Here is a 14,049-nt window from a genome sequence, read left to right as displayed (position 1 = left end):
AGCAAACCCGGAACAATGCTCTCGCCGAACCAGAATTCGGAAAAACTCGTGGTGGCGATGATCCACACCAGCGTAAACATGAGCGCCAGGGCCATGCCGCCGAGCAGTAGAGTCGAAATGAATACCGGCAGGTCTTGCGGGTGCTTGTTCTCGGCATATTCGTCATAATAGCGCACGACGCTATTCTGCAAGCCGCTTTTCGCGCAAGCGACCAACACCAATAGGGCGTTTGAAATCAGGTTCATGATCCCATATTCGTGCACGGCAAAGATGCGCGTCGTGATGGGAAATGAAACCAGGGTGGAAAGTAAAATCAGAATTTCGCCAATCGAATAATGCGTCGAGTGGCGTAGAAATCGTCCTAACGAAGCTGTCATGAAATCGAATCAAGTCCTTGCACGCAGAAGATCGTCGTAAAGTCGTGTGTGGTTTCTGGTCATGATTGCGACGCTGAAATTTTCTTGAACATGGCGCTGCGCCGCGGTTCCCATTTCTCGCCGTAACCCGGGCGAGCGGAGAAGCCTGAGCAGCGCTTGTGCAATTGCGCCGGCATCTTGCGGCGGCACGAGCAGACCGGTGACCCCATCTATAATCTGTTCCGGGCTGCCCCCCACGCGTGTTGCAATGACGGGTTTGCCCGCGGCCATCGCCTCCAAAATTGCATTGGAAAAACCTTCCGAAAGGGAAGGCGAAACCACGACATCAAGCGCGTGCAACATTTCGGGAATATCGTTGCGCGAATTCATAAACCTCACGCGCCCGGCCGCGCCGCCAGCCGCAGCTAAGCGTTGCAGCGTCTTCATCAAATCGTGATCACCGGCAAATCCACAGATGAGCAGACAAGCTTGTGGAACGTGCGGCGCGATGCGATTGAACGCTTCCAGGAGGTATTGATGGCCCTTGGCGACGCGAATGTTGGCGATCACACCGATTGCCAGGGCATTGGGAGGTAGACCAAGCTCTTGCCGCTTGGCAAGGCCGCGGTTCGCTGTTTCAATTTTTTTGAGATCGATGCCGTTGTACAGCAATCTGATGGTTTCTGCCGGCGCGTTGGAACGTTGCGCCAGCGCTTCCCGTACGGCAAGGGAATTGGCGGTTACGCTGGTCGCAAGATGGCGGTCCGTCCAGAAATTGATGCGCGTGATCCATTTACCGTCGAAACCGCCGAGATCGCGATGGCTCGATACGATAACCGGCACGCGCGCGAGTGTTCCCAACACAGCACCCAGCACATTGCCCGTCGTTAGGAACGCATGCACAATTTCAGGTGCAAGGCGGCGAAGAGAACGGTATAATTTCCACGCCGCCGGCAAGGCGTTTACACGAACCCAATTTGCCTGTTCAAGGCATTCCATCTGAATGTTTGACTGCTCCAAACGCTCACGTAGGGCAGCTTCGATTTGCGATAGCGCAATCAAATAAGGCCGGAAGCGGGCGCGATCGAGATGCAGCGCAAGCTCGACGATTTGCAGCGGCGTGCCGCCATAAGCGAGCTTGTCAGTCAAATAAACAACAGTAACCGGGGCGCGCATTAGTTCTTACCATGAAGCAGCAGCGGGGCAGGCTTGAGTCGATAATTCGTAGTAGCGGCCGTGGTGAGCTTGAGTGCTTGGACTTGTTGTAGGCGGGCAACGCGACGTCGCCGCAGGTAGATGTAGGCGTAAGTTAACGCTACGATCACCCAATACAATCCTACCAACTCTTCACGCACGAAGCGTGAGCCAAAGAAATTGACCACGATGATGCCAAGCAGGCTAGCCATCCCGCCCAACATCCAGCCACGCATGAAGCGATCGGCTGTGGTGCGATAGACATGTTGCATCGCCCGAAATGGAATGAACAAAAGCGACAAGAAACTGAGCAAGCCGGGCAATCCCATTTCAGCGGCAACGCGCAGAAACATGTTGTGTGCATCCATGTTGCGTTCGATATTGGCATACTTCGGAATGGCCAAGCTGAACGTATTGTAACCGATGCCTCCAAACGGGTGATTTTCGATGATGCGCACCGCGCCGCGCCAGATGCGCCACCGCAACGCTGAACTGGTTTCCAGGTTGCGCTCGGGTTCGTAAGGCGCCGGCACGCGTCCACCGACGGATTCGTTGGCGGTTATGATTTGTGTGCTTTCCATACGCTCTTGTACCGCGCCCGGCGTCCAAAATTGATAGAAGATCGCGGCAAGCACCAGGCCGGGGATCATCCAACGAAAACGGACCAATGCCATGAACATCAAAACGATCATCATGCCCAGATAGGCGCCGCGCGAAAGCAGCAGCAGCAAGCAGATCATTGCGAGCGCAAAAATGCCCAGCAATGGAATCCGGCGATGCAGGCGTGTTTCAAGCAGGCCGATACTGAGAGTCAGAATCGGATAGTATACAAAGAATGCCGCCAGATCATTCTCGCCGCCAAACCCGAACGGCCCGCCGATGCGGTTTTCTTCTGAAATTTCCGCCCAGCCGAGCGCGATCAAATCTTTGATCGTCCACAGCGTCACAACGCCGCACATCATGAGCACCGTGGTGATCATGCGCTTGATCGCCCGGCGGCTGAAATCAGCATTGGCGATAGGGAAAAAAAGCAGCATGGGGCTGAGCCAACGCTTGAGCGAGTTAATTTGGTCTTCCATGAAGGCCGTACCGGCCGCGGTAGCGGTTTGAAACAAGGCTGCCAGGCAGATGACAGAGAAAAAAAACAGCGCAAAATTCATGGCGCTGCCGTGCAACAATTGTTTGCGCTTGATGATGGCATTGACGAACCACAGCGCAAATATCACACTGGCCAGCGCGTTGAAGGGGTTGAACGTTTGCAGGCTTTGATAGCTGTAAGGCAATGCAGACTGCAATGGCAAAAGAACGATCAACGCATGTACCAGCACTTCATAGTGCGCCATGCCGGCAAACGCTAAAATACCTCCGAGAACCAAGCCGGCAGCAATGCCCGCCGAGAATTGCGCCACCAACAAGGCCACACTCAGCGCCAACACCGCGACAAGCCCCGGATAAATTTGATTGAGCAGTGATTTTTGCGCGCCTGCCATCATCATACCCTTTAAGAAACGCGCTCGGGGAGTAATGCGCGACGCCCCTGCAGATATGATTTGTGCTGATAGCTTTCCGGGCCATACTCCTCTTCGACGCGCAAACGATTGAGTACCGCGCCAACCGCAGGCGCTTTTGCGCGTTTGAGCATCACGATTGCCTGGCGCGCCACATCCATCGGCGTCCTCCCGGATTCCACCACCAAAATGACAAGATCGACATCGGGCATGAGCAACAGCGGGTCTGAAATTGGGATAATCGGCGGCGCATCGATGATAATTATATCATACTGTTCGCGTAACGAGGCAAACAGTGATTGCATTTTCGAGCTGATGGACAGCTTTTGAAAGGTGACGTGGCGTGTGCCGGTCTGGATAAAATCAAGCGCTGAACCGTTAAAGGTGACGCTGTTGCGCATATTTTCCGGACGAATTTCACCGGCCAGCCAGTTGGACAATCCGGCATCATGCTGCAAGCCCAGCCGCACATGCGCTGTCGGATGATAAATATCCGTGTCGAGCAGAAGAGTGCGCTTGCCGTAAAGCGTATAACTCGCCGCCAGGTTAGTGGCAATGGTGGATTTGCCTTCGCCGATGCCCGGGCTTGTGACCATCACGATTTGTCCCCGCCGTCCTTCGGCCAGTGCCAGGTCTGTGTTGACGCGCAAGGCGCGAAAATTTTCGGCGAGATCCGAGCCCGGCTCTTCCAGAACCACGAGTTTTTCAGCAAGATTCGTGCTGGAACTCCGGTCGGCAGCGCCGTCGCCGATAAACCCCAACACCGGGATGCCCAGTTTTTTCTCGACATCTTCTCTGGTTTTGACGGAACGGTCGATCGCCTCACGCAAATAAGCCAGGCCTATGCCCAGCATCAAGCTGATGATCGCCCCCATGATCATTTTAAAAACGCGGCGGCGCGGCACGGGCTTGAGCGGGTATTGCGCCGGTTCAATGATGCTGACATTCAGCGCTTTCTCAGCCTGCAGGCTTTGAATTTTCTCATTGGTGCGCAGCATGCCCTGATAGGCATCCTGCGCGGCTTGCACCTCACGATTCAGCTTCAGCAGCTCTTGCTCTTCTTCCGGCGTTTGGTTAAAAATGCGATTACTATATTCCCCCGACAATTTGCGTAATGTTGCAATCTTACTGCCGAGATTGTTGTACTCGACTTCCGCCAACAAATGCTCGACGTGCAAATCGTGCCAGATCAGGGCGGGATCACTGGGCTTGAGAGAGTCGGGAGAGTATGTGCTTCCCGCAAAGCTGCGCAGTTCTTGTATGGTCGCGTCGACGTCGCGTTTGAGGCTTTGCACTTTGGGATGCTTTTCCGTGTATACCGCGGATTGCCCCAACAGTTGGCTTTGCAGCGTCAGCAGACGGCGTTTGAGTTCTTCGATGCGTGGAATCTGGGATTCCATCATGGCCAATGCCGGCGCCTTCTCCTTGAGCTGTTCGATCTGTTTGCCGAGCGTCTTCATTCGGTCGGAGACGAGTTCTTGCTGGCTGGCAAGGTCGACGATCTGATTTTCAAAATTGTCGATACGTTCGCTGATGCGATCGGCCTCGCGCGTCTTGGTGGCGATGCCGCGCGTGCGTTGAAACTCTGTTAGGCGCTGTTCGGCCTCGATCACGCGTTGGTAGGAACGGCTGAGTTGATCTTGGTAGAAACGATTCAACTCGTCGACGCGATTTTGAATGATCTCAAGATTGAGCCGCCGGAACTCCTCGCCGATGGTTTTCGTCCAGCTATACGCTTCCTGGGCATCGCCCAATTTTACGGTGACGCGAATGACGTTGCCGCCGCGGTGGTCGGTTTCCATGTGTTCGAGCAGGGCAATCATCGCCTTGCGATATTCCTCTGCGGTCGCCGCCGAGTCGCCCTGCGCCTCCCGGATTTTTTGCGCCAGTTTGGAATTGGGATGGTTTTGAGCTTCCGCTTTTACCACGCGATAGATAAAGCTTTGACTCGTGAAGATATCCATGTAGTTGCCAACCGTTAAGTCGGGACTAACATCGATATCCGAGCTCATCATGCTCGTAACCGCGTCGTCCGTTACGCCCACCGCAATCGTCGCATGATATTCCGGTTTGGAAAACAAAAGCAGAAGCAGAAGAGGAAGGACAACAGCAGCAATGCTGAGTAATACGATTTGGCGATGTTTGTAAATGATGCGAAGATGTTCCTTGAGGTGCAGTTTTTCAAAATCCATAAGTGCCTCCTTACTTGGAGTAGCTTAGAGAGCGCCGCATCAAAGCCAACGCTCAAATCACAAGGTTATGCGAATTGCGGGTGATTGTTCTTGCGATGATCCGAGGCGGTTGCTGTCGAAACCGTCGCAGCGAAGAATTCATTCTCCGGAATGGCAACGCGGGCTGTGCTCGCAGAAGCGTCAGCCAGAGCATGGGTTGCCGGCAGCTTTGCCTTTTCATTATGGCCCTTCGGCCAAATAATTTCATCAACCGTAGCGATATGCGCACGATTCAAGGCCGAGTGCCAGATGACTTGTTTGAATTCATGCAGGTTACCCGGCCAATGGTAATCCCGCAAGGCGGCTAGGGCGCGAGAGCTGACTCGCGCCGCCGGCTCCCCGGCGGTCGCCGCATATTTCTGCAAAAAGTGATGAGCAAAATGCTGGAAATCATCCTTCCGCTCGCGCAGCGGCGGCAACGTGAATTCCTCGATCGTCAGGCGGTAATATAAATCGCGTCGAAATTTCCCGGTGGTAACCTCATGTTCCAAATTTTTTTGTGTTGCGGCCAGCACGCGCAGAGCAATTTTTTTGGCGGCATGCGTCTGCGGGTGTGAAACGGATTTTTCCTGCAGCAGACGCAGCAGGCGAGCCTGCATCATTACAGGCAGCGCGTCGACATTCTTGAGAAACACGGTAACGCCCTCTTCCGCCTGAGGCGCCTCGCCGGCGAGATGCTCGCGTGAACTTCCATAAACAGCCAACTCAAACTCCTCCACGGTTGCACTGTGACCGGAAACCATTACAAAACGGTCAAGGCGGAATTTACTGGCGCGGTGGATTACGCGGACCAGGGTTTCCTTGCCGACGCCACGCTCACCCTGCAGCAGAAGCGGAATCCTGGTGTCTAAAACTTTGCCGATTTGGCGATAGATTTTTTCCAATGCGGGATGGAATGACCCCAGCATATACGCTTGCGCCATCTCACTATCTGTTACATGAGGGAAAAAGTGAGCGGGGCGTGTTGGCTGGATTTTAGACTGAGGCGCCAGAATTTTTTTGAAACCCAGCTTGTGGGCAATGCCGATGTTCAGGCCAGATGATTTTCGCATGGCAACGAGTTCTGATGGAATTGGCTGAAAGCGCGATTCAGATCGCGATAAATTTTGATCAGCTCCCACTGACAGTTTTTATCACGGTGGCCCGATAGTGAAAGAGCAGCTTTTTTGCAAGGCGCCGGCGGTTAAAGTGCCTACAGCGATTTTCAGACAAGCTGAAATGCGAAGCTTCTCGAGCAGCTTTGAAAACTTCGCCGCAGAAGTAGAACTGCCACAGAAAGGAAAAGCCTTTTCGTTGGAATTTCATTTCAGAGGGCGAAACATTTTCAGAATCTTATTCTAACGTTGAGCGCCTTACGGCTTATCAATGCTGGCATGCCTGCGCTTTAAATCTGATTCAGAGCCTTTTTAGTATTGAATGCTTACACGCATTTAACAAAAAGTGCGTACTTAAAGTCTGGCATTACGCCGCCAGTGCCGTTTGGAATCGGGCTAACGCCGGCAGGCCCGCTCGACGGGAAACAAGTAAACCAGGGACTTATCGTCTCGCCCCTGGAAAACGGCAAGTGATTTATTGATCTGTAAATATTCCATGATTTCCGGTGAAATATGGAGATCCGCTTCAGTATAGGGCGAAGCCGTGATAATCCAGACGCGGCGATTTGGGTGTTCGGTGAGTACGGCTTGGAGGTCGGTCAAGGTGGAAAGCACCTGGGTGCCGGTATAAACGTCAAAATAATTTTCACCGACGCGATACGTTTGCGGCACATAGGCGTCTGAGCGCAGCCAGAAATCGATATGTCCGGCGTAATAGCTTTGCGCCAGCCAGTCCATCGCAATCACAATGTCTTGCGGCTGTTGATACTGTTTGACAAAACGGCCAGGCAGTTGATGATCCGGCATGATGCGAAAATGCGACCCGGGCGCCGAACGCGGATCAACCTTGCTGCCGTACGTGCGGCCTAACACTTTTGTGATGCGCCAGGGGTCTGTTTGCTCACAACTGAGAGCAAAGATGAAAGCGGCAGCTAACGGAGTCGCAATGCGGCTGAAGGCCGGCAAATGATAACGCCGGAGTTGTGTTTGCAAACAATGCCAGATTTCACGGCTGATAAAGGCATATAACAAGACGAATAGGGGGTTGAGATGAAGGTTGAGGCGATATTCCACCCAATTCGTTTTGATGTAGCCGGTGGCGAGGATCGGCAGGATGAACGCGATGCAGGTAAAGTAAGCACCGGAGTGTTTGTGACTCGCGTGAAGAAGCAGCAGTAACGCAAAACACACGAAGAGAGCCATCACCGGAAACGCGTAAAGGAAGCCGAGATAATACAGCTTCGGCAGGCCGGCTTGCAATTTTAGAAATTCCCGCACGCGGTTCATCAACATCAGGGCCTCGTCGCCATTCTGCCAATGCGACCAATCGCGCACAGCCCAGAAACCGAACATGAGAACAATCAATCCGGCGGCGAGCTTGATTTCAGGACTCCGCCAGCCCTCGAAGCCCTTGCCGGAGAAAAATAAATATCCCCCGATCAGTAAAGTGGCTAGGGTGAATTGCCGGCCATAAGTCGCCAGCAGAACCGCTAACGGCAATAACCAGCGGCCGATGATATAAAAACGTTGTCCGCGCAATCGCCATTTCGCTATAAGCAGCGCCAACGCCAGCGCCAGCGCCAACGGCCATAAATCCATCACCACCCGTTTGGGTAACAGCCCATAGAATTTTTGAAAAAAACTGCGGATAATGCCAAACGGCTGAAAAAAATCCCGGTAGCCGTGTTCCTGTCCGGGAATGGCAAAACCATACTGAACCAATATAAAATGCACACCTGTCACGACGACAAGTACGAAAGCTGCTCCGCCTAAATACCAGCGCTCTTTGTTTGGCCGGCCGGGTTGCACGGCCAGCGCCAAATAAACCAATGCCAGCGTCAATCCTAATTCATGAAAAAAAATCGTGCTGGCCGAAATCAAAATACTCCAGCGAAACCAACGCTGCTCGCCGGCGACGGCGCCGCGATAAATGGCATACAACGACAGCAGAAATACGAACGTGAAACCGGCGTACATGCGCCCGTGGCGCGCGAACTCAAAATCCCAATATGAAAAAGTCAAAATAAACGCGGCGAGCAAGCCGACGTGAGAGGAAAAGACGCGTTTGCCGAGAGCATAAAGCATGACGATCGTGCCGCAACTAAACAAGACGCTGGGTAAACGCAATGCCCACTCCGTCAAGCCCCCAATACTAGCCGACAGCGCGGAAATATAATTTGCGAACAAGCCGCGAACGTAGATCATCCCGGAAGGAAAGCGGGGATAGCCGTGCTCAAGGATGCCTTGCACGGCCAACGCCGTGATGGATTCATCACCCCAAAAATTGAGATGCCCCAAATTGATCAAACGCAGAAACAGGCCGGCTGCCGCCATGGCGGCCACAAGATATTCTGCTAAAGGCGTCTCGTCGAATGGACGGGCTTGTTTCATATGAATGTTGGTTATCAGGTATGCCGCCCCAAATGTACTGCAAGCCGATTTTTTACGTAACCTCGGATCACTGGTGGTTAAACGATTCGGTTAGCCAGATGCGCGAATCGGCGCCCGCTTGCAGCCTGCTGTTTAATACAAACCATTCGCCAGGACTGGCGAACAGCACGAAAGGGTTTTTTGCGAAATCGCAACTTTTATACGACAGATGTTCCGGCGGGCCTTATTTGACAGTATTTTGCTAATCCCGGGTGTCACCCCTCACGCAAGTCACAGTGTGTTTGTGGCCACAAAAGTTGCACGGTTGTAATTAACTGGAATCGAATTGCCATGAATTCTTTCAAATACTGGCTCATGCTCGCGCTGCTTCTGGTAAGTTTTATCAATGTGGCGGCAGGTGGCGCACGTTCAAAGCCCGCGCCTCAAAAAAAGAGCATGGTCGCATCACACGCGCCGCTAACCGAGCCGTTCCTGGCAAAACCCGCAATCGGCGCGCCTTTTCGTGATCCGGTTTTTGGCACAACCATCACGCGCTTGACCGACGCTGCGGCACAGCATGCCGAGGGCTTTGTTTGTTACTATTCCAAACTCGACCCTTTCAATGCCGACGAAACGAAGATTTTGATTTATCGCAGAGGCGGTCAATGGTTTATTTATTCCCCGGCAAATCACACTCTGCGGCGTGCGCCTGTCAAAAACAGTCAAACCGATGCACAACCGCGCTGGCATCCCACGCAGGCAAATATTCTTTTTTGGTTTGATGCGAATAAAATCATGCAGCATGATTTTGCTACTGGCCGCACGACGACCATTCACACGTTCCCCGCCTATCAATTTGTAACGAATTTTGATGAAGGCAATTACAGCGCGGACGGCCGTTACGTTGCACTGGCCGGGAAAAATTGGCCCTGGCAAACCGGTTTGCAGGAATTTTTTGTTTTTGATTTGAATGAACGTTTGTTGCCCGGCAAACCCATGCCAGCAACCGGCCGCACTGTCGATTGGGTGAGTATCTCGCCTTCGGGAAAGTATGTTGTCGTGTTGGTGGGATCGCCTCACGGAGCGGGGCAGTGGCAGGGCGTCGATGTCTACCGTGCGCCGGAGATGGAGTTGCTGCCGCATGCTTATTATCCTTACAGCGATCACGCCGATCTTGGAATTGACGGCGACGGCAATGAAGTTTATGTTACCGACAACGCCGAAGATACTTACCCGGATCGATTACGCCACCTGGAAAAATATCGTTTGGATAATGGCGTCAAAACCGATTTGCTGGGATGCGCGTGGGGCCTGAGCCGGCTGGTTTCGTGCCGCAACTTCGCTGCTCCCGGCTGGGCGATTATCAGCACCTACAGCTCACCGAAACATTTGGCGGAGGAAAAAACATATCCGTTCGATGATGAAATCTTTGCTGTGAAATTGGACGGTTCGCGCGCGGTGAAACGCATTGCGCATCATCGCAGCCAGCGCTTTGCGGTGGGCGACTATTCTTACAATAACTATTGGGATCAACCGAATGCCGTAATTTCGCGCAGCGGCAATTATATTTTATTCAGCAGCAACTGGCGTGAGCTGGGGGCGCCGCAGGATGTTTATTTGATCGATTTGCGCGAGCAGGAGGGATGGATTACCGGCGAATGAGAAGCGCGAGAGCCGCCCGGCGTCTTCTGGTTCTATTCATGTTTTGCCTTCAGCATGCGTCGCAGTGAGAACGAGGAGGGCGGCAGCCCGGTTTTTGTTATGGCTGGATCGCTTTTCAACATCTGTTCAAGAGAAGCGTGCAAGGCTGCTTCAAACTCCTCGAGGCTTTTGAAGCGGCGTTGCAGCGAGCGGTCGCAGGCGCGGTCGATCGTGCTGGCGAAAAGCGGCGGCAGTTGCGGTTGCTGCGCGGCTAGGGGAGGTAGCGCCAGTTCATTGACTTGCGAAAGGTCGGTCAGGCTTTCGTGTTTTGCAAAAGGGTGTTCGGCGCAAAGCAGTTCGTATAAAATCATTCCGACGGCATAAATATCACATGAAGGCGCCGGCGTACCGTGGTGCAACCACTCGGGCGCGCTGTAATGCCAGCGCGGGCCGTCGAGTTGTTTGGTTGCTGCAAATGTTTCGACGAACACCGGGATGAAGAAATCTGTGATTTTTAATTCACCGCCGGTGAGCAGCCAAATGTTTGCCGGCTTGAGATTGCAGTGAAAGATTTGCTGTTTATGTGTTTGCTGCAAAATGCGGCAAACCTTGATGCCGATTGCCAAGACTTCGTAGGGCGATAACCGGTTTTTGTTGACCAGAGTTTGTTCCAGCGAAGTGCCTTCAAGATATTCCCGCACAAAGAAGAATAAACCCTGCTGATATCCCATATCATAAATCAACGCCAGGCCGGGCTGCTCCAGCCGCCCGAGCCGCTGCAATGTTTTGACGGTTTGCTCGCGCGTCGAGGTGTTTTGCGTGAGACGATGGCTCATCTGCGGGCTGAGGGCTTTGAAAATAACGCGGCGTTCCAGGTGGCGATCACGGCCCCGATAAGTACCGGCGTTTCGGTTGCTGCGCAGTTTTTCCACGACTAAGAATTTGCCCAAGAGATGATTGCGCTTTTCATCGACGTAGTCGAGGGGATTATACCACACGGCGCTATAGGCTTCGATACGGGAACCGGGAACTTCGGCCGGTAATGCTCCGATAAATTTCGCGGCTACCGCTTCCGCTCCCAGGTCGCGTTCGAAAAAATTGCGTTCAAACAGCAAACGGCTGCTGCTGTTTTCCAGCGTGTCGCGTCCGTTCGGTGTTGCAGGTTTGGCCGTGCTCATGTTGAGCGCTTCGTGCAACATGGTCAGATGTTGGACAGTTGGTGCAACCGTGTCCGTTGCGGCTGCGTGAACGATCATCCCGATGGCGAGGCGGTTGCTGGCGGGCACGGAAAAATTGTAATTTTCAATCTTGTGGAGCAGATCGACCGCCGCGAGAGCCAGGCGTTTGGCTTGTGGGGCAAATGCGATTAACCCGTCGCGCAGAAGATAGCACGTCGTTTCCGCTGATTTGCCCAGATACTTAGTCGAGAATGTTAAAAAACGATGCGCAAGATTTTCGGCTAATTGTGCATTGGTGAACTGCACGATTTTTTCGAGATTGTTGATTTTAAGCAACAACACACTGCGCCGCGCCTGCGAAATGGGCTCGCCCGCTGCCGAGGTTTGTCCGTTCCAGCTCGGTGAAGCGATGCGCTGCAAGATTTCTGCGACAAAGTCTTGCGAGGTTTGACTGGTATCGAGTTTGTATAACGCATATTGCAGCGCGCAGAATTCGCGCACCGCATGGAGTGTGGTCAACGTTTCATAGTGTGAGGCGGCGGTGAGCAGTGTTTGCCGCTGCTGCTGCAGTGCGGCGTCTTGCTCGGAATGCTGATGGATGAGGTAGGCATAATCGAGCGCGCGCAGTTGGCGAATCACCTCAACGTGGGGGCTGATCTGTTCCAGGCGGTCGAGCAGGCTGCGTACTTCATCAGCGCGTCCCAATTGCTGGCCTAGACTCGCAAGCTGGCGCAGGTTTTGGGCCTCGCCGCCTTGCTCCAGCAAAACGACTTGCTTGAGCGCTTCATAAGCGTGTTCATGCTGCGCTTGATTTTTGAAGTAGAGAAAAAAGGATAGATAGATTTCTTTTTCGAAGGGCGGATGAAACACCAGTGCCCGCTGATACACGCGAATTGAAAAGTCATCAAGCACTTGCCGGGCGAGCAAAAACCGGCAAATTTTCAGGCAAAGCTCTTCATCCAGAGAAAAATGATCGAAGGCATGTTCATAAGCTTTTCGGGCGGCTGCGGAATATTCGTTGAGCGCAAGATAGGACAAAGCCAATTTTTCATAGACGTCCGGTGAGTGGCCGCCGTTTTGGAGGAACTGCTCAAATCGTTCTGCGGCTTCGGCGTATTGGCCGCGCGCAAAATATGCTTCGGCGAGCGTTTGCAGAATGGAGGCAAGGCGATTGGACTGTTGGGGTAAGTTGGTCATCGCAAACAAGGGCGAGTGACGCCGTATCCTTATTCTTGCCGGGTGAATTCCAGAGGTTTAACATCTCCCTCCACGACTTTGATATTTGCGCGTTGATGCATGATGCGGCCGGTGCTGTCTTTGACGGCGATGGTGTATTGCCCCGGGCGCAAAAAGAAACCGACATCGGCAACATTGCGCACCGGGCCGAGCAGCGCATCATTGACGAACAGCAGCGCGCCGTCATATTGTGAACGATTCAAGCCGGGCAAGTAAATGCGGCCGCCGGCGCGCGGCACAAGGCTGGTGGTTGGCGCATTAATGCCGTTTTCATTTTTAGTCTCGGAGGTTTCGTCTGCATTCAAATCATCGCCATCTGCCGGCGTATCGGAATTGGCCGCGGGCGTGCGTGCGCCAGATTGCGGCGCCGCGCTCGCAAGTGTGGCGTTATTGCCGGCGGCTTTTGTTGAATCGCGTCCGGGTGCTTGAGTTTGCTGCGACGCGCCGTCATTCGCTGTTTCAACCGGCCGCAGCCGCGGCAGCGGCAGGCCGAAAGCGCCGCTGTCGATTTGAACCACGGTAATATCTTCGCGCCTTTTAGTAACGCCGGCCGAAGCCAGGTCTTCATTTTTTTCGAGGTCCGTTTCCCTTGATAAAAGCGCCGTTCCCAGATTGCATTCCTGAAAAGACCGCATCACGCCATAACCGGATGCTGCCAACAGCAATATGAAAGCGCCGGCAATCATCCTGCGACGTGTTATGCGAGATTTCTTCTGCGTGGCGGCAGGCGCTGCTTCATTTGGGCTTAACTGTTTTTTGATGAAACGATCTTCCGCGGGCAACAATTTAGGGTTTTCATTGGGAATCGTCATCTTACCCTTACCCCATGGCGACGATTTTGCAATACCCTTCTTGAGACGGACAACGGCTGCCGTAATGTTGTCGGAGCCGTTTGATTCTTTCGCGTGCAGAACAAGTTGTTCCACCGTTTTTTGCAGGAACGTGTCCTCTTTTGTACGCGCGAGTCCTCTGAAAATGGCTTGATCGTCCAGGGCGTTGTGCAAACCGTCGGTGCAAAGCAAGAAAGTTGTGGCTTCCGGGAGTGGAAACCATTGCACATCAATTTTGACGGAGGGATGAGTGCCGAGGGCGCGCGTCAACACATTTTTTTTGCGAAAATGCTGCGCCTCGTCCGCGCTGATGTCGCGATCCTGCAACAACTCGTTGATCCAACTGTGATCCTCTGTCAACGGCGTGATGGTCTCGCGCGATAGACGATAAATGCGACTGTCGCCGACGTG

Annotated in this window: 9 protein-coding genes; 1 reads left to right on the top strand and 8 read right to left on the bottom strand. The window is 53.3% G+C overall.

Going from position 1 to position 14,049, the window contains the following annotated elements; genetic code table 11:
- The 6 genes from FBQ85_15375 to FBQ85_15350 form a co-directional block, all read right to left on the bottom strand.
- Positions 1-377 (bottom strand): hypothetical protein (locus FBQ85_15375; GenBank protein ID MDL1876531.1); only part of this gene is annotated, 377 nt, incomplete at its 3' end.
- 9 nt (positions 378-386) lie between these two features.
- Positions 387-1,532: a glycosyltransferase gene (locus FBQ85_15370; protein ID MDL1876530.1), complete on the bottom strand. Its 1,146-nt coding sequence runs from the start codon at positions 1,530-1,532 to the stop codon at positions 387-389.
- On the bottom strand, positions 1,532-3,046 hold the full coding sequence (locus FBQ85_15365; protein MDL1876529.1) for an O-antigen ligase family protein: 1,515 nt from the start codon (positions 3,044-3,046) through the stop codon (positions 1,532-1,534). The genes FBQ85_15370 and FBQ85_15365 overlap by 1 nt, the downstream gene beginning before the upstream one ends.
- A gap of 5 nt (positions 3,047-3,051) precedes the next feature.
- Positions 3,052-5,250 carry a hypothetical protein gene (locus FBQ85_15360; protein ID MDL1876528.1) on the bottom strand — a complete coding sequence of 733 codons (2,199 nt, stop codon included), beginning with the start codon at positions 5,248-5,250 and terminating at the stop codon, positions 3,052-3,054.
- A 65-nt stretch (positions 5,251-5,315) separates the two neighbouring features.
- Positions 5,316-6,341: a sigma-54-dependent Fis family transcriptional regulator gene (locus FBQ85_15355; protein MDL1876527.1), complete on the bottom strand. Its 1,026-nt coding sequence runs from the start codon at positions 6,339-6,341 to the stop codon at positions 5,316-5,318.
- A 438-nt stretch (positions 6,342-6,779) separates the two neighbouring features.
- Positions 6,780-8,774, bottom strand: coding sequence for a glycosyltransferase family 39 protein (locus FBQ85_15350; GenBank protein ID MDL1876526.1), 1,995 nt, complete (start codon positions 8,772-8,774; stop codon positions 6,780-6,782).
- A gap of 330 nt (positions 8,775-9,104) precedes the next feature.
- Here FBQ85_15350 and FBQ85_15345 point away from each other — a divergent pair, with 330 nt between their 5' ends.
- A complete protein-coding gene (locus FBQ85_15345) occupies positions 9,105-10,415 on the top strand; it encodes a hypothetical protein (protein MDL1876525.1) in 1,311 nt (436 codons plus the stop codon).
- A 32-nt stretch (positions 10,416-10,447) separates the two neighbouring features.
- Here FBQ85_15345 and FBQ85_15340 read toward each other — a convergent pair whose 3' ends face one another.
- Positions 10,448-12,769, bottom strand: a complete 2,322-nt coding sequence (locus FBQ85_15340) for a hypothetical protein (GenBank protein ID MDL1876524.1) — start codon at positions 12,767-12,769, stop codon at positions 10,448-10,450.
- 29 nt (positions 12,770-12,798) lie between these two features.
- The coding region (locus FBQ85_15335; GenBank protein MDL1876523.1) for a serine/threonine-protein phosphatase at positions 12,799-14,049 on the bottom strand (1,251 nt) is incomplete at its 5' end.

The sequence above is a fragment of the Cytophagia bacterium CHB2 genome (genome assembly GCA_030263535.1).
Classification (GTDB): domain Bacteria; phylum Zhuqueibacterota; class Zhuqueibacteria; order Zhuqueibacterales; family Zhuqueibacteraceae; genus Coneutiohabitans.
This window is presented reverse-complemented; position numbering and strand designations above follow the sequence as displayed.